The following is a 22,993-nucleotide window of genomic DNA, read 5'->3' on the forward strand; positions in this document are numbered from 1 at the left end:
CGGCCAACAGGTAATTAGGGCGAAGTACATGGGGATGGTGAAGCCCGTTCGAGACGTCTTGCCGCTGAAATTCAGCCTGGTCACCGCCACCTTGGTCATGGTGGCGGTCGGGTTGCTGGCACAGGGATACGCGGTGACCACGATCCTGCGCCATCGTCTGATCAGCCGGATCGACGCCACCCTCAACGACGCCGCCCACGGTTGGGCCCTGGAACAACGCGGGCGACTGCCGTCGAGGGAGGGCGAAGACCCCAGCCCGGGCCGGCCGCCGACGAGCTTCTATGTCCGCGACGTCGACCCCGACGGCAGCATCTGGACGGTCGTCAACGACCAGAACGCCGAGCCCCTGCTGCCGCCGGACAACGACGTCGGATCCGTGCCGGTCACGATCGGCTCGATCGACGGGTCGGGCGTGCAGTGGCGGGCCTTGTCGGTGCACGGCGAGAACGGCCGACTGATCACCGTGGCCAGGGATCTGTCCGACCCCCGGGCCACGCTGCGCTACCTGGCCTGGTCGCGGGTGGCGATCGGCGTCGGGGTGCTGCTGGTGCTGGGGGCCGCCGGCTATGTGGTGGTCAGCCGCAGCCTGCGGCCGTTGACCGAGGTGGAACAGACGGCGGCGGCGATCGCCGCCGGCCAGTTGGATCGTCGTGTTCCGGGACGTGATCCCCGCACCGAGGTCGGTCGGCTCACCCAAGCGCTCAACGGCATGCTGGCGCAGATTCAGGAGGCGGTCGCATCTTCGGCGGCTTCGGCGGAGAGCGCGCGCAACTCCGAGGAGCGGATGCGCCGATTCATCACCGATGCCAGCCACGAACTGCGTACCCCGCTGACCACGATTCGTGGTTTCGCGGAGCTGTACCGTCAAGGCGCGGCCCGCGACGTCGAGCTGCTGATGTCGCGTATCGAAAGTGAAGCCCGCCGGATGGGCCTGCTCGTCGAGGACCTGTTGCTGCTGGCCCGGACGGACGCGCAGCGCCCACTGGATCGGCAGTGGGTCGACCTGCTGGTGCTGGCCACCGACGCCGTGCACGACGCCCGCGCGATCGCACCGAATCGCGCCATCGAATTGGAGGTCTTCGACGGCCCCGGCACGCCGGAGGTGCTCGGTGACGAAGCCCGGCTGCGGCAGGTGCTGAGCAACCTGGTGTCCAATGCGATGCAGCACACCCCCGACGGGACCGGGATCACCGTGCGCGTCGGCACCGAGGGGGCCGACGCCATCCTGGAGGTGGTGGACCAGGGGTCCGGGATGAGCGAGCAGGACGTTCAGCGGGCCTTCGAGCGCTTCTTCCGCACCGACTCGTCGCGGGCGCGGGCCAGCGGTGGCACCGGGCTGGGACTGTCGATCGTCGACTCACTGACCCGCGCGCACGAGGGCACCGTCAGCGCCACGTCTCCGCCGGGCCAGGGCTGCACATTCCGGGTCGCAATACCGCGTCTTGCCGACACGTCGGCCCGGTCCGTCGAACTGCCCCGCCGAGATGGGCTGAGCTTCAGCGAAGTTCGGCCAGCGCGGCCTTGATCTTGGCTTGCGCCTCGTCCAACGATGCCGCCGAGGGATTGCGGTCCACGCCGGCGAATCCGAAGTCGGAGAGGCTGCGGGTCGGGAAGACGTGGACGTGTAGGTGCGGGACCTCCAGGCCGGCGATGATCATCCCGGCGCGCTCGGTGTCGAAGGCCCGGCACACCGCCTTGCCGATCCGCTGTGCCACGCCCATCACCTGGGCGAAGACGGCGCCGTCGACGTCCTGCCACTGGTCGATCTCGGCACGGGGCACCACCAGCGTGTGTCCCTGCGTCATCGGCTCGATGGTCAGGAAGCCGACCACGTCGTCGTCCTCGTAGACGAACCGGCCCGGCAGCTCCCGGTTGATGATCTTGGTGAACACGGTGGTCATGAGCTTCAGCATATGCGCCGACTCCCGGATTAAACGGGCGCCGCTGCGTATTATCGAGATCGAGCTGATACCCGCAGCACGGGCTCGCCACGCCAGAGCTAGAGGAGATGGGATGTCATCTGTCGCAACATTTCTCAGCAATCCCAAGGCGGTAGGTAGCTGGAGCCTGGATCCCGGGCAGTCGAGCATCCGGTTCGAGAACGGCACGATGTGGGGCGCGCTGAAAGTACGTGGCGCCTTCACCGATTTCGCCGGCAGCGGCGAGATCAAGGACGCCAAGACGGTGTCCGGCCGGGTCGACATCAAGGCTGCCTCGATCAACACCGGTTTGGGCACCCGCGACCACGACCTGCGGCGATCGAACTTCTTCGACACCGACCACTATCCCGACATCACCGTTGTGGTCACCGGCGGGGAGCCGGCAGGCGCTGATAGCGTCCGGCTGGACGCCGAGTTGACTGTCAAGGGCATCACCGGACCGTTGCCGCTCGATGTCGAAGTGACCCCGCTCGAGGACGGCGGCGTCCGGCTGACGACCGAGACCACCGTCACCCGCAAGCAGTTCGCCGTGGAGGGAAATTTCCTGGGCATGGTCGGCAATAGGACCAAGCTCAAGGCCAGCCTGGTGTTCCGGCAGGACTAGTCCTTCGTTGACTCTGCGCCTACCAGGCAGAAGTGCGAGTAGGTTGCCTGGTCAGCGCAGAGTCAGCGGGTGACTACCTATCGGCGTCGGTGTAGCGGATGATGCCGCGGATGTTCTTGCCGTCCAGCATGTCCTGGTAGCCCTCGTTGATCTGCTCCAGCTTGTACTGGCGGGTGACCATGTCGTCCAGGTTCAGCTTGCCGACGGAGTACATCGACAGCAGCTGCGGAATGTCGTATTGGGGATTTCCGCCACCGAAGATGGTGCCCTGCAGGTTCTTCTGCAGCAGAGTCAGCATCGACAGGTTGAGCGTGACCTGATTGTCCAGCATGGAGCCCATCGCGGTGAGCACGCAGGTGCCGCCCTTGGCGGTCAGGATCATGTAGTTGTCGACGTCGGCGCCGTGCACCTCTCCGACGGTGACGATCACCTTGCGGGCCATCAGGCCGGCGGTGACCTCCATCATGCCGCCCATCGCGGCGAAGATGTCCGGATATACATGGGTGGCACCGAACTTCAGCGCCTGGTCGCGTTTCCAGTCCACCGGGTCGATGACGAAGATGTTGCGGGCACCGGCGGCCACCGCACCCTGCAACGCCGACATGCCCACCCCGCCGACGCCGACGATCGCGACGTCCTCACCCGGGCGGATGTCGGCGCTGCGGACTGCCGACCCGTAGCCGGTGGTGACGCCGCAGCCGACGAGGCAGGCCACCTCGAACGGAACCGACGGGTCGATCTTCACCACCGAGGATTTGTGCACCACCATCCACGGCGAGAACGTGCCCAGCAACGTCATCGGGTAGACACCCTGGCCGCGGGCGGTGACCCGGAAAGTGCCGTCACTGACCGCCACGCCGTTGAGCAGTCCGGCGCCCAGGTCGCACAGGTTGCGCAGTCCGGACTGACAGGTCGGACAGCTGCCACAGGACGGAATGAAGGACAGCACCACGTGGTCGCCGGGCGCGATGTCCTCCACCCCGGGCCCGACCTCGGTGACGATGCCGGCGCCCTCGTGTCCGCCGAGGACTGGGAAGCCGGCCATGGGGATGCTGCCCGTCATCAGATGGTGGTCGGAGTGGCACATACCGGCCGCCTCCATCTGAATCTTGACCTCGTCTTTCTGGGGGTCACCGATCTCGATCTCCTCGACCGACCACGGCTTGTTGAACTCCCAGAGCAACGCACCCTTTGTCTTCACCGCGAACCTGCTTTCATGTTGAATTTCCGGGACGTCCGGCAGTCCACTGACCGAGCCTATAACCCGACACCAGGCGGCGGGAAGGTTCAGCCGTGGTAGGTGACTTGCAGATCCTTGACCCCGTTGATCCAGCCGGAACGCAGCCGTTGCGGCTCGGCCAGCTTGGCGATATCCGGCAGCTGGCTGGCGATTTCGTCGAAGATCAACCGGATCTCCATCCGGGCCAGGTTCGCGCCGATGCAGTAGTGGGTGCCCTGTCCGCCGAAGGCCAGGTGTGGGTTGGGGTCGCGCAGAATGTCGAAGTCGAACGGCCGGTCGAAGACCTCTTCGTCGAAGTTGGCCGAACTGTAGAACAGGCCGACCCGCTGGCCCTCGCCGATGGCCACCCCACCGACCTCGGTGTCAACCTTGGCGGTGCGCTGGAAGCAGTGCACCGGGGTCGCCCAGCGGACGATCTCGTCGACGGCGGTCTCGGGCCGCTGTCGCTTGTAGAGCTCCCACTGGTCCGGGTGCTCGGCGAATGCGTTGATGCCGTGCGTCATGGCATTGCGGGTGGTCTCGTTGCCCGCCACCGCCAGCAGGATCACGAAGAACGCGAACTCGGTCTCGCCGAGTGATTCGCCGTCGATGTCGGCCTGGACCAGGCGGGTGACGATGTCATCGGCCGGACAGCGCCGGCGCTCCTCGGCCATGGTGTAGGCGTAGCCCATCAACTCGGCGTTGGCCATCGCCGGATCGGAATCGAAATCCGGGTCGTCGGTGTTCATGATCGAGTTGGTCCAGTGAAACAACTTCTCCCGATCGGCCTCGGGAACCCCGATCAGATCGGCGATCGCCAGCAGCGGCAGCCGCATCGCGATGTCGTCGACGAAGTTGCCGCTGTTCTTCTCGGCCGCCGCCGCGACGATCTCCCGGGCCGAGTGGGCGAGCTTCTCCTCCAGCGCACCGACGGATCGCGGGGTGAACAGTCGCGACACCAGTTTGCGCAGCCGGGTGTGCTCGGGCGGGTCGTGATTGATCAGCAGCGCCTTGGTCAGTTCCAGCTGGTCGGCGGTGATGCCGTCGGGAAGGCGCATGACTGCCCCCTTGGCATTGGTCGACCAGACGTCGTTGTCACGCGAAATCTCTTTGATGTGTTGGTGTTTGCTGATGACCCAATAGCCGTTGTCGCCGAAGATGTTGCCCTCGGCGGGCTGTTCGTTCCACCAGACCGGCGCGGTCTTGCGGAGTTCGGCGAACTCGGTGATCGGCATGCCGTGCAGCAGGACGTCCGGATCGGTGAAGTCGAAACCCGGGCCGAACGGACAGGCTGATTGCGTTGATGTCAAAACGAACACCTCTGATTGTCAACGGGCCGAACGGGCCGCCCCACGTCCGGGCATACACATCATGGCCAGGTGTATGACCGGGTGTCAACCGGTCTTGTGCGGAACGTCGGTGACCAGACCGCCGTCCATCACGAACTCCGAGCCGGTGGCGTAGGAGGATTCGTCGCTGGCCAGGAACACCACGAAGGTGGAGACCTCCTCGGATTCGCCGGGCCGGCCGAGCGGGATCGTCACCATGTCTTCGGGCAGATGTTCGGTCATCGGGGTGCGGATGAAACCGGGATGCAGTGAATTGACCCGAATGTTGTGGCGCGCCAGCTCCAGGGCGGCGGACTTGGACAGTCCGCGCACGGCCCACTTCGAGGCCACATAGGGGTGCACCATCGGTGCCCCGCGCAGGCCCTCGATCGAGGACACGTTGATGATGGATCCGCCGCCGGCGGCGATCATCGAGTCGATGACCGCGCGCATGCCCAGAAACGTGCCGTTGAGGTTCACGTCGATCACCTTGTGCCACTGGTCCAGATCGAACTTGCGCAGCGATCCCAGCGCGACGGTGCCGGCATTGTTGACCAACACGTTCAGCTTCCCGAACTGATCGACCGCGGCCTTCACCGCGGCGGCCCACTGCTCCGGGTCGGTGACGTCGAGGTGGACGTAGAGCGCGGCGTCACCCAGTTCGGCGGCGAGCGCTGCACCCTCGTCGTCGAGTACGTCGCCGATGATCACCTTGGCGCCCTCGCCGACCAGCATCCGTGCGTGGGACGCGCCCATACCGCGCGCGCCTCCGCTGATCAGAACTACCTTGCCTGCTACGCGTCCCATGGTTGTGGCCTTCCTTATTCGGTGGTTGTTGGCGCCGCGATGACGGCGGGCCCGGCGACCAGCGGCAGGTCGAGGGTGGTCACGATGCCGGCCGGTGCCGCGACGACGGCGGGAATCGCGTTGACGACCCGCCCGACGCCGACGGCGATCGCCGCATAGTTGTGGTCGCCGTGCCGGCTGGTCGGGCAGATATCGACGGCGTAGGACGGCTCGCCGGTGATCTCCACCCGGTAGGACCCGCCCGGCTGTGCCGGCTGTGCCCAGTCCGGCCGCAGGTCGCTGCGCAGCCGGGTGACGTGCTCGATCACGATCAGCGGCTTTCCGTCGACGATGCCGCTGATCTCGAACTTGAGTGCGGCGACACCGCCTTTTGCGATATGCCCGGCCGCGATGTCGAAGGCTTCCGGCGCCGGCTCGCGCTCGCAGGTGTCGGTAATGGCATCCAGGGTCACCCCCAGCCCCTTGGCGAGTTCCCGGATGGTCGCACCCCACGCCACACTGAGGATGCCGGGTTGCAGCAGCATCGGTACCTCGTCGAGCGAATTGCCGAAGCCCATCACGTCGAACATGACCTCGGCGCCGTCGTAGGTCGCGTAGTCGGCGATCTCCAGGCAGCGGATCTGCTCGATGTGCTGGCAGGTGCCGGCGAAGGCCAGCGGCACCAGGTCGGTGATGAAACCGGGATCGACCCCGTTGACGTAGACACTCGAATTGCCTTGCTGGGCGGCATTCTGGACGCGCTCGATGAACTTGTCCGGGATGATGCCCCACGGGTACTGCAATACGCCGGGCGCTGTCCCGATGACGTTGATGCCGGCCGCGAGCAGTCGGCAGACGTCCTTGAGCGCGTCGGGCAGCCGGGTGTCGCCCATGGCGCAGTAGACCGCGGCATCAGGCTTGGCGTCGATGATCGCATCGAAGTCATCGGTGGCGGCGATTCCGGTCTGGGTGTCGAGGCCGGCGAGCTCGCCGGCGTCCCGACCCACTTTGGCGGCTGTCGACACCCAGACCGCGGTGAGCTCGTAGGCGGGATTGGTGATCAGCCCGCGCAGGGCGATGCGCCCGGCGTTGCCGGTGCCGAACAGGGCGACGCGTATGGCCACGAGTTCTCCTGGAGGTGAGTTGTGTTCTACCAGAGTGGAATCGGCGCCTGGCCCAGCGGGTAGTAGCCGGGGAGCTTCTCGCCGGCCAGGCTGCGCTCGATGCGCTTCTGCATGCCCTTCGAGAGTTTGCCGGCGGTCATCAGGTCCAGGTAGAGCTTCTGGACGTGACCGAAGTCGAAGAAGTCACGCTGCCACTCGATGAGCGGCCGCCCGTCTCTTTCGGTGAGCCGAAACCAGCTGCCGCCGATACCGTAGATCTCCGACTGCGTGCCGTCGGAATCGGTCGCGACCTGCTTCCAGAATCCGACGACCTCGCCCTGCTTGTCGTCGATGAGCACCTTTTGGTAGGGGTACTGCCAGTTGTCCAACCCCTCCATCTCCAAACCCAGTGCGATGTCGCGGATCTCGTCGATGCCGACGCACATGACGTCCTCTTTGGGGCCGATATTCCAGCCGTAGGTGGCGTCATCGGCGTAGAAGTCGGCCAGCGGCCGCCAGTCGCCGGCCGCTTCGGCGTCGCGATTGGCCTGCAACCAGCGTTCGACCCATTCGTCCAGTTGTTCGCGGGGAAAAGACGCCATGTTCAATCCTGATTCTCTTCGATGGACAAAGCTCGGGTGGGACAGGCCCGTACGGCCGCCTGGATCTGGCGGCGGTCTTCGTCGGGCGGTTCGGAGTCGAGGATCTCGACCTTGCCGTGCTTGGGCACCTGGAAGTAGTCGGGTGCCTCCAGCTCGCACATGGCGTGGCCCTGGCACAGGTCAAGGTCTACTTTGACTGTGTAGCTGCCCATTTCGGCATTCCTTACTTGCTGCGCCGCCGGTAGCGCACCTTGGCCGGGCGGGCCAGCTGCACCACCATCTTGGAATGGTCGTTGCGGTAGGACTCCGGTGGCTGCGACATCTCGAACTCGTACTCGCGCAGCAGCACCGAGAAGATCGCCTTGATCTGCATGGTCGCGAACGCCGCCCCCACGCAGCGGTGCCGGCCGGCGCCGAACGGAATCCAGGTCCAGCGGTGGATGACGTCTTCTTCCCGCGGCTCGTTGTAGCGTTCCGGCACGAACTCGTTCGGCTCGGGGAAGGACTCGGGTATCCGGTTGGAGACCGCGGGCGAAGCCGCCACCATGTCGCCCTCGTGGATCGGGTAGCCGCAGACCTCGAACTCGCCCTTGGCCACCCGCATCAGGATGATCAGCGGCGGGTGCAGCCGCAGGGTCTCCTTGAGGACGTTCTCCAGATTCGGAATCTGGCGCAGCGCATGGAAACTCACCTCACCACCGTCGGCGTATAGTTGATCGAGCTCGTTGATAACGGAGCTCAGCGCGTCCTTATTGCGCAGCAGCTCGATCAGCGTCCACGCGGAGGTGCCCGAACTGGTGTGATGCCCGGCGAACATCATCGAGATGATGATCCCGGTGATCTCGTCGGCGGAAAAGCGCGGGTTGCCGTTCTCGTCCGGGATCGACACCATGACGTCGATCATGTCCCGGCGCTTCTTGTCGGTCTCCGGGTTGGCGAGTCGGCCGTTCATGATGCCCTGCACCAGTTCGACCAGCTTGACGCGGGCTTCGTCGCGGCGCCGGAAGCTCTCGATCGGCAGGTAGGGGTCGACGTAGCACAGCGGGTCGGTGCCGTTCTCCAGTTCGTAGTAGAGCTGGGCGAACCGGTTGTCGAGTTCTTCGCGGAACTTCCGGCCGATCAGGCAGGCCGTCGAGGTGTAGATGGTGAGCTCGGCGAAGAACTCCAGTAGATCGATTTCACCGCTCTCGCCCCACCCCTCGATCATCTGGCGCACTTCATGCTCGATGGTGCTGGCGTGCCGCTTCATGTGCTCGCCGCGCAGTGCGGTGTTGTGCAGCATCTCCGCGCGCCGTTCCGGCGGCGCATCGAACACCACGCCGTTGCCGAAGATCGGGGTCATGAACGGGTAGGCCGCAGCCTGGTCGAGTTCGTCGTCGGTGGACCGGAAGAAGAATTCGTTGGCTTCGGCGCCGGTCAGCAGCACCACCTTGCGGCCGGCCAGGTCGAACCAGCCGACATCGCCGCATTCGTCGCGCAGCCGTTGCATCAAGGCGATCGGGTCGGTGCGGAACTCTTCGAGGTGGCCGTGCTCGGCCTCGCCACCGGAGACCCGGGGAACCTCAGTACGGACGGTCATTTCGGCATTCCTTCCTCACCCAGTTGCAGGTGCTGACGGTCGGAGTCGGTGTCGCGCAGCGGAGCCTCGGGCTGCACTTCCATGTCGACGATGTGGGCACCGCGCGGGGTCTCCGCGACGAACGCGATGGCGCGGGCCAGGTCTTGCGGGCGAAGGAAGTAGCTGTGCCGGGCCTGACCCCATTTCGCCCAGTCCTCCAGCATCGGGCCGACCTGCTCGGCGGACAGCTTCCAGCCCATCTCGGTCAGCGTCGGACCGGGATGCACGATCGAGGCGCGAACTCCGGTGCCCTCCAACTCCATCCGCAGGTTGTGCACCATCGCGACCAGTGCGGCCTTGGCCGCGCCGTAGGCACCCATGTGGGGGCGCTGCTGCAACGCCACGTCGGAGCCGACGAAGATCACGTCGCCGCGCCGGCGGGCGACCATATCCGGCAGTACAGCGGTGGCGAGTCGGTTGGCGCCGATCAGGTGCACCTGGATCTGGTCGTTGAACGCCTCGGTGCTCAGCTCGTGGATGCGGCCGGGGTTCATGTCACCGGCGCCGGAGACCAGCAACTCGATCTCGCCGAGCGCGTCGATACTCTGCGCCACAAAGGATTTCACCGAGTCGGCGTCGGTGACATCCAGGTTGAACGCGACCGCCTCGCCGCCGTTGCCACGGATCTTGTCGACCAGATCGGTCAACCTGTCGGTGCGCCGGGCGCCGAGTGCCACCGGGAAGCCGCGGCTCGCCAACTCTTCTGCGGTGGCGGCGCCGATGCCCGAGGATGCGCCCGTGACGATGGCGGGCCGGCGGGCCGGGGGTGGGTCGAAACGCGGCATTTATGCCTCCTTGACGGTGATCGGGAGGTCGGCGAAGCCGCGCACGTTGGATGAATGCACCCGCACGGCGTTGGCCTCGTCGACCTGGTAGTCGCTGATCCGGTTGAACAGTTCGTCGAGCGCCACCCGGGCCTCCATCCGGGCCAGGTGTGCGCCGAGGCAGAAGTGGGCGCCACTGCCGAAACTCAGCAGCTTGGAGCCGATGTCGCGACCGATCCGGAAGGCATCCGGGTCGTCGAAGACCCGCTCGTCGCGGTTTCCGGAGCCGGGCAGCAGCAGCACCACCGCGCCCTCGGGGATGGTGGTGCCGTGCAGCGTGTAGTCCTGCGCGGCGGTACGCGCCAGGATCTGACTCGGCGTGTCATAGCGCAGCGTCTCCTCCACCCACAGCGGGATCCGGGAGTGGTCGGCGTAAACCGATGTCAGCTGGTCGCGGTTACGGTGGCCCCAGTAGATGGAGCTGCCAAGCAGTTTGGTGGTGGTCTCGTTGCCGGCGATCACCATCAGGAACAGGAAGGCCAGGATCTCCTGGTCGCCGAGCCGATCCCCGTCGACCTCGGTCTCCAGCAGCGCCGAGGTCAGGTTGTCCGCCGGGTTCTTCTTGAAGTCGGCGATCATCTCGTTGTAGTAGGTCATCAGATCCATCGATGCCTGGATCGCCGACTGCGGGACATCGGTCACCCCGTCTTCGCGGTGCAGCACCCCGTCGGCAAGCTCCCGGATCCGCGCCCGGTCGGCCTCCGGCACGCCCATCAGCTCGGAGATGACATCCATCGGCAGTTTGCCGGCGAAGTCGTTGATGAAATCGAACGAGCAGGTGCCGCGCGCATCGGGCTGAATCGCGCTGTCCAGATGCTGGCGTGCCAGCCGAACCACCTGCGGTTCGAGCTCGCGGATCCGGCGCGGGGTGAAACCCTTGGACACCAGAGTGCGAAGTCGCAGATGCTGCGGGTCGTCCATCGCCAGGAACGACATCACCAGTTGGGCATGCGGACCGCGCGAGACCGGGTCCAGGGAAACGCCGTCGCGGTTGGACAGCGCGTCACTGTTGCGGAACCCGTGCAGGACATCCTGGTGGCGCGAGATCGCCCAGAAGTTCAGCTCTTCGTTGTGATACACCGGGGCCTCGTCGCGCAGCCGCCGGTAGTACGGGAACGGGTCCTCGTGGAAGTCGTAGTCGTACGGGTTGAGGACAGGGGAGTCCGAAGTCTCGGAAATCTTGGAAGTCTCGGAATTCACTGCCTGCGAGGCCATCATCGTGCTCCTGATTCCAGGATCAGGCTGACCACATAGGCCAACCGATCGGTGATCTGGTGGTAGGTGAAGGCGCCGCTGCCGGCGTTGACCAGCGCGCCGAAGAACGTCATCTCCAGGGCCGACACCTTCTGCGGGTCCGCGCCGGGACCGAACGCCGAGGTGATGCGGCGGTGGATCTCCGCACCGATCCGGTCGCGCACCGCGCGGACCGCGGGGTCACTGTTGCCGCTGAGCAGCGCCGCCGTGCAGGCGGCCGCGACTTCGGGTTCGTCGGCGACCACCAGTGCCAGGTGCCGCAGCGCCTGGTTGACCCGGCTCGGCATCGGCTCGTTGACGTCGGTGAAGTACGGGACCTGGCGAACCAGGTCCAGATACACCTCGGCGATCAGATGGTTCTTCGAGGAGAAGTAGGTGTAGGCGGTCGCCGGGGCGACCTTGGCGCGCGCGGCGACCGCGCGCACGGTCAGGTCTGCGTAGGACTTCTCCCGCAACATCTCCACGCCGGCGGCCAGCACCTTGCGGAAGGTCTCTTCCTGGCGCCGGTTGCGTGGGGCCGCATCGGTCGATGTGACCGCCGCCACGGATTCGCTGGACACCTGTCCAGCATAGTTGAAAGTGGCCTCGCGAGGCAAGTCAGCTGGAAATAATGGTTTCAACCCACGCGGGTTGCGGGACTGCCGATTCCGGGGCTAGGGTGCGATCGGACGATAACGGACAAGTGTCCATCTTGTAATTGGGCACCGGGACCAAGCTGTGGGAGTGACTGATGGCGCTACTGGCTGACGGCGTGAGCCGGCTGCTCATCGACGGAAAACTGGCCCCCGGCGGGGCCGGCGGCTTTGCCACCGTCAACCCGGCCACCGAAGAGGTGCTCGGTGAGGCGGCCAATGCCGACGCCGCCGACATGGACCGCGCCATCGGCGCGGCGCGGCGGGCCTTCGACGAGACCGACTGGTCCACCAACACCGAACTGCGGGTGCGTTGTATCCGTCAGCTGCGCGACGCGATGCGCGAACACGTCGAAGAACTTCGGGACCTGACGATGGCCGAAGTCGGTGCACCCCGCATGCTCACCGCCGGTGCCCAGCTGGAAGGGCCGGTCGAAGACCTCGGATTCGCCGCCGACACCGCCGAAAGTTACGAGTGGACAAAGGATCTCGGGCAGGCCGCCCCGCTGGGCATCCCCACCCGACGCTCGGTGGTGCGGGAGGCGGTCGGCGTCGTCGGCGCCATCACCCCGTGGAACTTCCCGCACCAGATCAACCTGGCCAAGCTGGGCCCGGCGCTGGCCGCCGGCAACACGATCGTGCTCAAGCCCGCCCCCGACACCCCGTGGGTTGCTGCGGTGCTCGGTGAGCTGATCGCCGAGCACACCCACATTCCGCCGGGCGTGGTCAACATCATCACCTCCACCGACCACGCGTTGGGCGCCATGCTGGCCAAAGACCCTCGGGTGGACATGATTTCGTTCACCGGCTCGACGGCCACCGGACGCAGCGTGATGGCCGACGCGGCCGCCACCATCAAGAAGGTGTTCCTGGAGCTGGGCGGCAAGTCCGCCTTCCTGGTGCTCGACGACGCCGATCTGGCAGCCGCCTGCTCGGTGGCGGGGTTCTCGGTCTGCCTGCACGCCGGGCAGGGCTGTGCGATCACCACCCGGCTGGTGGTGCCCCGGGCCCGCTACGACGAGGCCGTCGCCATCGCCGCCGGCACCATGGGCTCGATCAAACCGGGCGACCCGACCAAACCCGGCACCATCTGCGGTCCGGTGATCTCGGGGCGCCAGCGCGACCGGGTGCAGAGCTACCTGGACCTGGCGATCACCGAGGGCGGCCGGTTCGCCTGCGGTGGCGGCCGGCCGGCCGACCAGCCCGCCGGCTTCTTCATCGAACCCACGGTGATCGCCGGGCTGACCAACGAGGCGCGGGTGGCCCGGGAGGAGATCTTCGGTCCGGTGCTCACCGTGATCCCGCACGACGGCGACGACGACGCGGTTCGCATCGCCAACGACTCGCCCTACGGGCTGTCCGGCACCGTCTACGGCGCCGATGCCGAGCGGGCGGCCGGGGTGGCGGCCCGACTGCGGGCCGGAACCGTCAACGTCAACGGCGGGGTGTGGTACTCCGCGGACGTGCCGTTCGGCGGATACAAGCAGTCCGGCAACGGCCGGGAGATGGGTGTCGCCGGGTTCGAGGAGTACCTGGAAATCAAAGCCATTGCGACAGCAGCGAACTGAAAACAATCACGGGATTCAAGGGACTTAGAGGGAGAAGAAGCAGATGGGGCAATTTGACGACAAGGTAGCCATCGTCACCGGTTCCGGTGGCGGCATCGGGCAGGCGTACGCCCAGGCCCTGGCCGCCGACGGCGCCGCGGTAGTCGTCGCCGACATCAACGTCGACGGCGCGAAAACGGTGGCCGACCAGATCGTCGCCGACGGCGGCAAGGCGATCGCGGTGGGAGTCGACGTCTCGGACATCGAATCGGCGCAGGCCATGGCGGATGCCGCCGTGGCGGAGTTCGGCGGGATCGACTACCTGGTCAACAACGCCGCGATCTTCGGCGGCATGAAGCTCGACGGCTTGCTGACCGTGCCGTGGGACTACTACGAGAAGTTCATGCGGGTGAACCTGGACGGCGCCCTGATCTGCACCCGTGCGGTCTACGAGCACATGGCCAAGCGTGGCGGCGGTGCCATCGTCAACCAGTCGTCCACGGCGGCATGGGTTTACTCGAACTTCTACGGTCTGGCCAAGGTCGGTGTCAACGGTCTGACCCAGCAGCTCTCCCGCGAGCTGGGCTGGCGCAACATCCGGATCAACGCGATCGCGCCCGGCCCGATCGACACCGAGGCCAACCGGAACACCACTCCGCAGGCCATCGTGAAGCAGATGGTGCAGCAGCTGCCGCTGGCTCGCATGGGCACCCCGGAGGATCTGGTGCCGATGTGTCTGTTCCTGCTGTCGGATCAGGCGTCGTGGATCACCGGACAGATCTTCAACGTCGACGGCGGACAGATCATCCGGTCATGAGCACGACCGAGGAAACTCCCCGCCTCGGCTACATCGGGCTCGGGAACATGGGTGCGCCGATGGCCAAGCGTCTGGTCGACTGGCCGGGCGGCGTCACGGTATTCGATGTGCGGGCCGAGGCGATCACGCCGCTGGCCGAGGCCGGGGCAGGTGTCGCCGACAGTGTCGCCGACGTCGGTGCGAGCGCCGGCATCATCAGTGTCACGGTGCTCGACGACGCCCAGGTCCGCGAGGTGGTCGCCGACCTGGCGACCACCGCGAAGCCCGGCACCGTCATCGCGATCCACTCGACGATCGCCGACACCACGGCCGCCGAGCTGGCCGAGGAGCTGAAGCCGCAGGGCATTCACGTCGTCGACGCACCGGTCAGCGGCGGCGCCGGTGCCGCTGACAAGGGCCAGCTGGCGACCATGGTCGGCGCCGACCGCGCGGTCTACGAACAGATCAAGCCGGCGTTCAAGCAGTGGGCGTCGTTGGTCATCCACGCCGGGGAGCCCGGCGCCGGCACCCGAATGAAGCTGGCGCGCAACATGTTGACGTTCACCGCCTACGCCGCGGCCGGCGAAGCCATGAAACTGGCCGAGGCGGCCGGGCTCGATCTGCAGGCGCTGGGCCGGGTGGTGCGTCACACCGATGCGCTCACCGGCGGGCCCGGGGCGGTCATGTTCCGCGACACCACCGCCCCCCTGCAGCCGGAGGATTTCCTGTATCAACCGCTCAGCCACACCCGCGGGCTCGGCGAGAAAGACCTCAGTCTCGCATTGGGATTGGGGCAGGCCACCGGGGTCGACCTTCCGCTGGCCCAGGTCGCGCTGGCTGAGCTGGCCGCCGGCCTGGGTGTGCCGCATTCCACCACCGACTAGGAGAGATCTGATGGACGAACTGCGCCGTACCGGCCTGGCGAAGATGAACGAGGTCTACGCGTGGGAGATGCCCGATATGCCGGGTGAATACTTCGCGCTCACCGTCGATCACCTGTTCGGCCGGATCTGGACCCGGCCCGGACTTTCCATGCGCGACAAGCGATTGATGACGCTGGCGGTGGTCACCGCGGTAGGCGAGAAGGACCTGGCCGAGATCCAGGTCAACGCCGCGCTGCACAACGGGGAGTTGACCGAGGAGGAGATGCGCGAGCTGCCGATCTTCCTGACGCACTATGTGGGCTTCCCGCGGGGATCGGGGCTGAACGCCGTGGTGGAGAAGGTGATCGCCAAACGCAACAAGGCCGCCGCCGCGGGCAAGTCCGAGGACAAGAAGGCCAACGTCGCAGCTGTGCTGGATAAGCAGAAGGGCGAATGACCGACACTCTGCTCGCCGGGCGGGGAGCCGTCGTGGTCGGGGGCAGCCGGGGAATCGGCCGGGCGGTGGCAGAACTGCTGGCGGTCTGCGGAGCCGGAGTGGTGGTCAACGGCCGGGACCCGCATGCGGTCGACGACTCCGTCGCGGCGATCACCGGTTCCGGCGGGCGGGCCGTCGGGCTGGCCGGGGCCGCCAATGTCGAGGCCACCGCCGTGGCGCTGGTGCAGGCCTGCCGGGAGGAGTACGGCGGCGTCGATGTGTTGATCAACTGCGCGGGCGTCGCCGAACCGCCCGGCTCCTCGATCCTGTCGGTGTCCAGCGCGCAGTTCCGCGAACTGCTCGACGCGCACCTGGGCACGGTTTTCCAGACCTGCCGGGCCGCCGCGCCGACCATGGCCGAGCAGCGCCGCGGCTCGATCGTCAACAGCGGTTCGGTGGCATTCCTCGGTGACTACGGCGGCACCGGGTATCCAGCCGGCAAGGGGGCGATCAACGCTCTGACCGTGGCGATGGCCGCTGAGCTCGCGGAGTACGGAGTGCGGGCCAACGTCGTCTGTCCGGGCGCGAAGACGCGACTGTCCACCGGCAGCGACTATGAGGAGCACATCCGCGACCTGCACGCTCGAGGGCTGCTGGACGAGGTCAGCATGCGGGCTTCGCTGGACCCGGCCCCCGCCGGCTATGTGGCCCCGCTGTACGCCTACCTGGCCAGTGACCTGGCGAGCGGCGTGACCGGATCGGTGTTCCTGGCATCCGGGGGTTTTGTCGGCCGCTTCGAGCGGCCCACCCCCTCGGTACTGGGATACCGCGATCACCAGCGCTTTTCGCCGTGGTCCATTGAGGAATTGCATGCCATGGTGGCGAGCGGCTGACCTCGGCGGAGCGTAGCGTGGTGGCCCGATAGGCTGGGAAACCGTGCGTATTTTGGTGATCGGTTCCGGCGCCCGGGAGCATGCGCTACTCATGGCTCTGCGCAACGACCCCAAGGTCGATCACCTGGTGATCGCCCCCGGCAACGCCGGCACCGCGGCGGTGGCCGAGCAGCGTGACATCGACATCACCTCGGCCTCGGCGGTCACCGACTTGGCTCGCGAGGTCAAGGCCGACCTGGTGGTAATCGGGCCGGAGGTGCCGCTGGTGCTGGGCGTGGCCGACGCGGTGCGCGCCGCCGGCATCGCGTGTTTCGGGCCGTCCCAGGACGCCGCTCGCATCGAAGGCTCCAAAGCATTCGCCAAGGATGTGATGGCCGCTGCCGGTGTGCGCACCGCCCGTTCGGAGATCGTCGACAGCCCTGCTGACCTGGATGCCGCCCTGAGCCGGTTCGGCCCAGAGGCCGGGGAGGCGGCCTGGGTGGTCAAGGACGACGGGTTGGCCGCCGGTAAGGGAGTGGTGGTGACCGCGGACCGCTCGGCGGCGCGGGCCCACGCCGCCGGCCTGCTCGAGGCCGGGCATCCGGTGTTGCTGGAATCTTTCTTGGACGGTCCGGAACTGTCGCTGTTCTGCATTGTCGACGGCACCACCGTGGTGCCGCTGTTGCCGGCGCAGGACTTCAAGCGGGTCGGCGACGACGACACCGGCCCCAACACCGGCGGTATGGGCGCGTATGCCCCGCTGCCCTGGCTGTCCCGGCAGGCGGCGGCGGGCATCGTCGCCAGTGTCGTCGAACCCGTCGCGGTCGAACTTCTCCGACGGGGCAGCCGGTTCACCGGGTTGCTGTACGCAGGTCTGGCGATGACATCGACCGGGCCGGCGGTGGTCGAATTCAATTGCCGCTTCGGCGATCCGGAGACTCAGGCGGTGCTGGCCCTGCTCGAGTCGCCGCTCGGGCAGTTGCTGCATGCCGCTGCCACCGGCCGACTGAGCGAATTCGGCGCCTTGCGTTGGCGGGATGGCGCCGCGGTGACGGTAGTGCTGGCAGCGGAGAATTACCCGGGCCGGCCCCGGGTCGGCGACGTGATCGTCGGCGCCGAAGCCGACGGGGTGTTGCACGCCGGCACCGCGCGCCGCGACGACGGGGCGGTGGTGTCCTCCGGCGGGCGGGTGCTGTCGGTGGTGGGCACCGGCGAGGACTTGAGCGCCGCCCGAGCCGACGCCTATCGGATCCTCAGCTCGATTCGCTTGCCGGGCAGCCACTTTCGCACCGACATCGGCTTGGCTGCCGCCGAGGGGAAGATCGAGATCTAGCCGGAGATACCAACCGCTATCCTTGGGGACATGTCTGATGAAACTCAGCTGGACTCCACGGACCAGCCGTACTCCAAAGCGGCGTCAAACCGCGGCTCCCTGCTGATCGCAGCAGCAGTTGGTCTGGTCGCCGGCCTCATCGGCGGCGCGGTCGTGGCCGGATTCTGGCACCCGTCCTGGGGTGGTGGCTCTGCCAAGTTCAACAGCCAGCAGGTCGAAGATGCCAAGAAGGACGTGTGCGGCGCGGTCATCCTCGCGCGCCAGGCGGTGGCCACCAACATGCACATGAAGAATCCCGACCCGGAAAACCCGATCGCGCAGCTCGCGGTGGCCGCCAACGCGAGGTTGTCGTTGACGGCGGGCGCGGCGTACCTGCGCGGCCGGCTGGAGGCGGACCCTGCGGCTCCGCAGGAGGTCGTCGACGCCGCCCAGGCGATGGCTGGCGGACTGGAGCGCCTGAACCTCAGTTATCTTGTCGGGCAAGCGAATAACGAGCGCGAGCAGCTGGGGCATGACCTCGACGCGCACATCACGACACTGGGCAAGCTCTGCCAGTAGCGCAGGCGTCGTCTAAGCGGTCAACAACGGGGCGATCCAGGTCAGCTGGGCTGGGATCTGTGAACTCCAAAATGACCCGTCGTGCCCGCCGGGGGAGAAGCCGCCCGCCGGAGGATTCGGCAGCTGGTCGATGAAGGCCTGGGTCGCGGTGTAGAACGGGTCGGAGTTTCCGCAGTCCACCCGGATCGGGATCGATCCCAGGGCCGGCATCCCGAACACGGAGTTGGCCGCAAAGTCCGACGCGCCGTCGAATGCCCCGGGCGCCGTCGCGCCGGGCGACAGCCACAGCGCGGGGCTCACGGCGCAGATCGCGGCCGTGCGGCGCGGACCGAGTCGGCCGCCCAACAGCAGCGCGCCGTAACCGCCCATCGACCAGCCGATGAACCCCACCCGGGAGGTGTCCAAACCCTGGTCGGCCAGCAGCGGCAACAACTCGTCGGTCACCATCGCGCCCGAGTCCTCCCCGGAGGCGCGCCGGTGCCAGTAGCTGCCGCCGCCGTCGACGGCGACCACCGCGAACGGGGGCAGCCCCGCGTCGACCGCCTCGGCCAGGCCCTGTTCCACCCCGCCGGCCATCACGGTCGCGGCGTCACTGCCCTTGCCGTGCAGCGCGATCAGCGGACGCAGCGACCCGGTCTGGCCCGGCGGCCGGGCGATCGCCCAGTTGGTGGCCATCCCGCCGCGGGCCGCCGAGGTGAACGATCCTGTAGTCATCGTTGGCGGGGCCTGCGGCGGGGCGGCCTGCGCTGGACACGGGCCGAGCAGCGAGCCGACTCCCCAGGATGAAAACGCGCCCACTCCGCCCATTGCGGCCCCGAGACGCAGCAACGACCGTCGGCTCAACTCCGGCATGGCGGCCATCATGCCAGCGGAGCGCCGTTTGTTCGAAAAGTCGGAAACGCATGATGCGGCGATACCCGGGCTGGCAGCATCTCTAGGCGTGATGACAGCGGTGACGCCCAAGGGCGAACGTCGGCGTTACGCGCTGATCAGCGCTGCCGCCGAGTTGCTGCGCGAGGGCGGGTTCGAAGCGGTGCGGCATCGCGCGGTGGCGCAGCGGGCCGGCCTGCCGCTGGCGTCGACCACCTATTACTTCTCATCACTGGACGAGCTCATCATCAGCGCGGTGGAACACATCGGGATGTTGGAGGTCGCCCAGCTACGCGCCCGCATCACGGGCCTGTCCCGCCGGCGGCGCAGCGCCGAGACCACCGCTGACATGCTGGTGGAGTTGCTGGTGGGGTCGCAAGAGGGCCCAGAGAACGGTCCGCAGCTCACCGAGCAGCTCACCTCTCGCTATGAACGCTATATCGTCTGCGCCCGGCAACCCGCGCTGCGCGAGATTCAGCGCCGCATCCTGCACCAGCGGTCCGACGCCGTCACCGAGGCTGTCGAACGCTCCGGTCGGATCGCACGCGTCGAACTGGCATACGCACTGGTCTGCACGGTCGACGGTGCGGTGATGGCGGCGCTGGCCGACGACCAGCAGGGGCCGCGGGCGGCGGCTCGAGCCGCGGTGATCGACGTCATCGACTTGCTCGCGCCGCTCGACCAGCGCGCGGTGTCGGCCTGAGAAGCCCGCACGGTATGCTGCGGCGATCCCTTGTCGCTCCTTAGCTACTGGCGGGTAACGAAAGGGACGGTAACGCCTGCAAGACGGCGAACAGATGCGAATGTGGAGAGCTAGTTCATGATTATCGGTGTCCTATCCGAGGCGCAGCCCGGTGAGACGCGTGTGTCGGCGACGCCGACGACTGTCGCTGCGTTGATCAAGCTCGGTTACGACTTGGTAGTGGATTCCGGTGCGGGAGAGGCGTCCTCCTTCTCCGACGCGGCGTACACCGAGGCCGGCGCCACCATCGGCGACGCCCTCGCGGCCGACATCGTCTTCGGTGTGAACGCCCCGTCGACCGAGCAGCTGGACGCGATGAAGCCCGGCGCGACACTGATCAGCCTGTTGGCGCCGGCACTCAACCCGGATCGGGTGGAAGATCTGGCCCGCCGGCCCATCACGGCGCTGTCGATGGACGCGGTGCCGCGGATCTCGCGCGCACAGTCGTTGGACGTGTTGAGCTCGATGGCCAACATCGCCGGCTACCGCGCCGTGGTGGAGGCCGCCCACGTCTTCGGCCGGTTCTTCACCGGTCAGGTGACGGCCGCCGGTAAGGTACCGCCGGCCAAGGTGCTGGTGGTGGGCGCCGGCGTGGCAGGCCTGGCCGCGATCGGTGCCGCCGGCAGCCTGGGGGCGATCGTGCGGGCCACCGACCCGCGCCCGGAGGTGGCCGATCAAGTCCGCTCGCTGGGTGGGGAATACCTGTCAATTGAGTCGGCAGAGGCTGAGGTGTCGGCCACCGGCTACGCCAAGGAGATGAGCGACGACTACAAGGCCCGGGAGGCACAGCTCTACGCCGACCAGGCCGCCGACGTCGACATCATCATCACCACCGCGCTCATACCGGGTAAGCCCGCGCCGCGGATCATCACCGCCGACATGGTGGCCTCGATGAAGCCGGGCAGCGTGATCGTGGACATGGCCGCGGCCAACGGGGGCAACGTCGAGGGCACCGTCAAGGACCAGGCCGTCGTCACCGACAACGGGGTGACGATCATCGGTTACACCGACCTGGCCGGCCGGTTGCCCGCGCAGGCGTCCCAGCTCTACGGCACCAACCTGGTCAACCTGATGAAGCTGATGACCCCCGGCAAGGACGGCCAGCTGGTACTGGACTTCGACGACGTGGTGCAGCGGTCGATGACCGTCGTGCGCGACGGCGAGTCGACGTGGCCGCCGCCCCCGGTGCAGGTCTCGGCCGCCCCTACCAAGGTCGCCGAAGCCCCGGTGGTCGCCCCCACGGCCAAGGTGCCGATGTCGGCCGGACGCCGCCTGGGCCTGGTGATGTCTGCGGCGGCGGTGTTGTTCGCGCTGGTGGCGATGGCGCCGGCGGCGTTGCAGGTCCACCTGACCGTGTTCGCCCTGGCGATCGTGATCGGCTACTACGTGATCGGTCATGTGCACCACGCGCTGCATACGCCGCTGATGTCGGTGACGAATGCGATCTCGGGAATCATCGTGGTGGGCGCGCTGCTGCAGGTCGGCCACGACGATCCGGTGATCACGGCGCTGGCCTCCGCGGCGATCCTGCTGGCCAGCATCAACATCTTCGGTGGTTTCGCGGTGACCCGCCGCATGCTGGCCATGTTCTCTCGCAGCTAGAGCCTGCCCAAGACGCCCAACAGTTGGAGTAGACCCCAGTCATGTTTTCTGTTGAGACCGCCGCCTCGGCGGCGTACATTGTCGCGGCCCTGCTGTTCATCCTGGCCCTGGCCGGGCTGAGTAAGCACGAGACGTCCAAGGCCGGCAACAGCTTCGGCATCTTCGGGATGGCGGTGGCCCTGGCGGCGACGATCACGCTGGCCGTCCACCACCAGATCCAGCCCGTGGGATTGGCGTTGCTGATCGGTGCCACCGTGGTGGGCGCGGCGATCGGGCTGTGGCGCGCCAAGGTGGTCGAAATGACCGGCATGCCCGAGCTCATTGCACTCCTGCATTCCTTTGTAGGTCTGGCCGCCGTGCTGGTCGGCTGGAACGGCTACCTGCACGTCGAGAACCGTCCGGACGGTGTCGATGCCCACGAACTGACCGCCTCCGGGCTGTTGGGCATCCACTCCGCCGAGGTGTTCATCGGGGTGTTCATCGGCGCGGTCACCTTCACCGGCTCGATCGTGGCCAACCTCAAGCTCTCGGCGCGGATGAAGTCCAACCCGCTGATGCTGCCCGGCAAGAACTTCCTCAACATCGGCGCCCTGGTCGCGTTCTTCGCGCTGACGGTGTGGTTCGTGCACGAGCCGCAACTGTGGCTGCTGATCGTGGTCACCGTGTTGGCGCTGGCGCTGGGCTGGCACCTGGTGGCCTCCATCGGTGGCGGGGACATGCCGGTGGTGGTCTCGATGCTCAACAGCTACTCCGGCTGGGCCGCTGCGGCGTCGGGCTTCCTGCTCTCCAACGACCTGCTGATCATCACCGGCGCGCTGGTCGGCTCCTCGGGTGCCTACCTGTCCTACATCATGTGCAAGGCGATGAACCGGTCCTTCATCTCGGTGATCGCCGGCGGCTTCGGAATCGAGGCCGGCCCGGCCGACGACAAGGACTACGGCGAGCACCGCGAGATCACCGCGGAAGGCGTGGCCGAACTGCTGGGCGGCGCCGACTCGGTGATCATCACCCCCGGCTACGGGATGGCCGTGGCGCAAGCTCAGTACGGGGTCGCCGAACTCACCCGCAAGCTGCGGGATCGCGGCGTCAACGTGCGCTTCGGCATCCACCCGGTCGCCGGCCGGCTACCCGGCCACATGAACGTGTTGCTGGCCGAGGCCAAGGTGCCCTACGACATCGTGCTGGAGATGGACGAGATCAACGACGACTTCGACGACACGTCAGTCGTCCTGGTGATCGGCGCCAACGACACGGTCAATCCGGCCGCTGCCGAAGACCCGTCCAGCCCCATCGCGGGTATGCCGGTGCTGACCGTGTGGGACGCCGACAACGTGATCGTCTTCAAGCGCTCCATGGCATCCGGTTACGCCGGCGTGCAGAATCCGCTGTTCTTCCGGCAGAACTCCGCCATGCTGTTCGGCGACGCCAAGGACCGGGTCGAGGACATCCTGCACGCGCTGTAAG

At 67.1% G+C, this 22,993-nt stretch carries 24 protein-coding genes; 12 read left to right on the forward strand and 12 right to left on the reverse strand.

Annotation, left to right across the window (positions count from 1 at the left end):
• The first annotated feature begins 34 nt into the window (after positions 1–34).
• Positions 35–1,525: a sensor histidine kinase gene (locus AWC16_RS10370; protein WP_085264652.1), complete on the forward strand. Its 1,491-nt coding sequence runs from the start codon at positions 35–37 to the stop codon at positions 1,523–1,525.
• Here AWC16_RS10370 and AWC16_RS10375 read toward each other — a convergent pair.
• Positions 1,497–1,901, reverse strand: a complete 405-nt coding sequence (locus tag AWC16_RS10375; RefSeq protein ID WP_085264749.1) for an HIT family protein — start codon at positions 1,899–1,901, stop codon at positions 1,497–1,499. The genes AWC16_RS10370 and AWC16_RS10375 overlap by 29 nt on opposite strands.
• Before the next feature lie 112 nt (positions 1,902–2,013).
• Between AWC16_RS10375 and AWC16_RS10380 the strand changes: the two genes are divergently transcribed.
• A complete protein-coding gene (locus AWC16_RS10380; protein ID WP_085264653.1) occupies positions 2,014–2,544 on the forward strand; it encodes a YceI family protein in 531 nt (176 codons plus the stop codon).
• Positions 2,545–2,617: 73 nt separating this feature from the next.
• Here the strand turns inward: AWC16_RS10380 and AWC16_RS10385 are convergent, their stop codons facing one another.
• From AWC16_RS10385 to AWC16_RS10430, 10 genes are all read right to left on the reverse strand, one after another.
• Entirely contained in the window at positions 2,618–3,745 is a 1,128-nt protein-coding gene (locus tag AWC16_RS10385) for an NDMA-dependent alcohol dehydrogenase (RefSeq protein ID WP_085264654.1), read from the reverse strand.
• An 86-nt stretch (positions 3,746–3,831) separates the two neighbouring features.
• Positions 3,832–5,073, reverse strand: coding sequence for a cytochrome P450 (locus AWC16_RS10390; protein WP_085264750.1), 1,242 nt, complete (start codon positions 5,071–5,073; stop codon positions 3,832–3,834).
• 84 nt (positions 5,074–5,157) lie between these two features.
• A complete protein-coding gene (locus AWC16_RS10395; protein ID WP_085264655.1) occupies positions 5,158–5,898 on the reverse strand; it encodes a glucose 1-dehydrogenase in 741 nt (246 codons plus the stop codon).
• A 14-nt stretch (positions 5,899–5,912) separates the two neighbouring features.
• Positions 5,913–7,001 carry an NAD(P)H-dependent amine dehydrogenase family protein gene (locus AWC16_RS10400; RefSeq protein ID WP_085264656.1) on the reverse strand — a complete coding sequence of 363 codons (1,089 nt, stop codon included), beginning with the start codon at positions 6,999–7,001 and terminating at the stop codon, positions 5,913–5,915.
• Positions 7,002–7,027: 26 nt separating this feature from the next.
• Entirely contained in the window at positions 7,028–7,582 is a 555-nt protein-coding gene (locus AWC16_RS10405; protein WP_085264657.1) for a nuclear transport factor 2-like protein, read from the reverse strand.
• Positions 7,583–7,584: 2 nt separating this feature from the next.
• Complete coding sequence (locus AWC16_RS10410) at positions 7,585–7,794, reverse strand: ferredoxin (protein ID WP_085264658.1); 210 nt, start codon at positions 7,792–7,794, stop codon at positions 7,585–7,587.
• A gap of 11 nt (positions 7,795–7,805) precedes the next feature.
• The gene (locus tag AWC16_RS10415; protein WP_085264659.1) at positions 7,806–9,161 is read right to left on the reverse strand and encodes a cytochrome P450; all 1,356 of its coding nucleotides are present in this window, start codon (positions 9,159–9,161) and stop codon (positions 7,806–7,808) included.
• Complete coding sequence (locus AWC16_RS10420; protein ID WP_085264660.1) at positions 9,158–9,985, reverse strand: SDR family oxidoreductase; 828 nt, start codon at positions 9,983–9,985, stop codon at positions 9,158–9,160. The genes AWC16_RS10415 and AWC16_RS10420 overlap by 4 nt, the downstream gene beginning before the upstream one ends.
• The gene (locus AWC16_RS10425; protein ID WP_234812212.1) at positions 9,986–11,203 is read right to left on the reverse strand and encodes a cytochrome P450; all 1,218 of its coding nucleotides are present in this window, start codon (positions 11,201–11,203) and stop codon (positions 9,986–9,988) included.
• A gap of 35 nt (positions 11,204–11,238) precedes the next feature.
• Complete coding sequence (locus AWC16_RS10430) at positions 11,239–11,838, reverse strand: TetR/AcrR family transcriptional regulator (RefSeq protein WP_085264661.1); 600 nt, start codon at positions 11,836–11,838, stop codon at positions 11,239–11,241.
• A gap of 170 nt (positions 11,839–12,008) precedes the next feature.
• Between AWC16_RS10430 and AWC16_RS10435 the strand changes: the two genes are divergently transcribed.
• Genes AWC16_RS10435 through AWC16_RS10465 form a run of 7 tightly spaced genes read left to right on the forward strand, consistent with a single transcriptional unit; the run spans position 12,009 to position 18,315 of the window.
• Positions 12,009–13,478 (forward strand): aldehyde dehydrogenase, encoded by a 1,470-nt coding sequence (locus tag AWC16_RS10435; protein ID WP_085264662.1) that lies wholly within the window; start codon positions 12,009–12,011, stop codon positions 13,476–13,478.
• Between the two features lie 43 nt (positions 13,479–13,521).
• Positions 13,522–14,274, forward strand: coding sequence for an SDR family oxidoreductase (locus tag AWC16_RS10440; protein ID WP_085264663.1), 753 nt, complete (start codon positions 13,522–13,524; stop codon positions 14,272–14,274).
• Positions 14,271–15,137, forward strand: coding sequence for an NAD(P)-dependent oxidoreductase (locus tag AWC16_RS10445; protein WP_085264664.1), 867 nt, complete (start codon positions 14,271–14,273; stop codon positions 15,135–15,137). The genes AWC16_RS10440 and AWC16_RS10445 overlap by 4 nt, the downstream gene beginning before the upstream one ends.
• A 10-nt stretch (positions 15,138–15,147) precedes the next feature.
• Positions 15,148–15,573 carry a carboxymuconolactone decarboxylase family protein gene (locus tag AWC16_RS10450; RefSeq protein ID WP_085264665.1) on the forward strand — a complete coding sequence of 142 codons (426 nt, stop codon included), beginning with the start codon at positions 15,148–15,150 and terminating at the stop codon, positions 15,571–15,573.
• Positions 15,570–16,445: an SDR family NAD(P)-dependent oxidoreductase gene (locus AWC16_RS10455; RefSeq protein WP_085264666.1), complete on the forward strand. Its 876-nt coding sequence runs from the start codon at positions 15,570–15,572 to the stop codon at positions 16,443–16,445. Before AWC16_RS10450 ends, AWC16_RS10455 begins: the two co-directional genes overlap by 4 nt.
• Before the next feature lie 43 nt (positions 16,446–16,488).
• Positions 16,489–17,757 (forward strand): phosphoribosylamine--glycine ligase, encoded by a 1,269-nt coding sequence (gene purD / locus AWC16_RS10460; RefSeq protein WP_085264667.1) that lies wholly within the window; start codon positions 16,489–16,491, stop codon positions 17,755–17,757.
• A 30-nt stretch (positions 17,758–17,787) separates the two neighbouring features.
• On the forward strand, positions 17,788–18,315 hold the full coding sequence (locus AWC16_RS10465) for a hypothetical protein (RefSeq protein WP_085264668.1): 528 nt from the start codon (positions 17,788–17,790) through the stop codon (positions 18,313–18,315).
• Positions 18,316–18,327: 12 nt separating this feature from the next.
• Here the strand turns inward: AWC16_RS10465 and AWC16_RS10470 are convergent, their stop codons facing one another.
• Complete coding sequence (locus AWC16_RS10470) at positions 18,328–19,179, reverse strand: alpha/beta hydrolase-fold protein (protein ID WP_085264669.1); 852 nt, start codon at positions 19,177–19,179, stop codon at positions 18,328–18,330.
• A gap of 79 nt (positions 19,180–19,258) precedes the next feature.
• On the opposite strand from AWC16_RS10470, the gene AWC16_RS10475 reads away from it, so the two are divergent.
• The 3 genes from AWC16_RS10475 (at position 19,259) to pntB (ending at position 22,992) form a co-directional block, all read left to right on the forward strand.
• Positions 19,259–19,888 carry a TetR/AcrR family transcriptional regulator gene (locus AWC16_RS10475; RefSeq protein ID WP_085264670.1) on the forward strand — a complete coding sequence of 210 codons (630 nt, stop codon included), beginning with the start codon at positions 19,259–19,261 and terminating at the stop codon, positions 19,886–19,888.
• A 117-nt stretch (positions 19,889–20,005) separates the two neighbouring features.
• A complete protein-coding gene (locus tag AWC16_RS10480; protein WP_085264671.1) occupies positions 20,006–21,529 on the forward strand; it encodes a Re/Si-specific NAD(P)(+) transhydrogenase subunit alpha in 1,524 nt (507 codons plus the stop codon).
• Between the two features lie 41 nt (positions 21,530–21,570).
• Complete coding sequence (gene pntB, locus AWC16_RS10485) at positions 21,571–22,992, forward strand: Re/Si-specific NAD(P)(+) transhydrogenase subunit beta (RefSeq protein WP_085264672.1); 1,422 nt, start codon at positions 21,571–21,573, stop codon at positions 22,990–22,992.
• Position 22,993 lies beyond the last annotated feature (1 nt).

Source organism: Mycolicibacter longobardus (genome assembly GCF_002102265.1).
Taxonomy (GTDB): domain Bacteria; phylum Actinomycetota; class Actinomycetes; order Mycobacteriales; family Mycobacteriaceae; genus Mycobacterium; species Mycobacterium longobardum.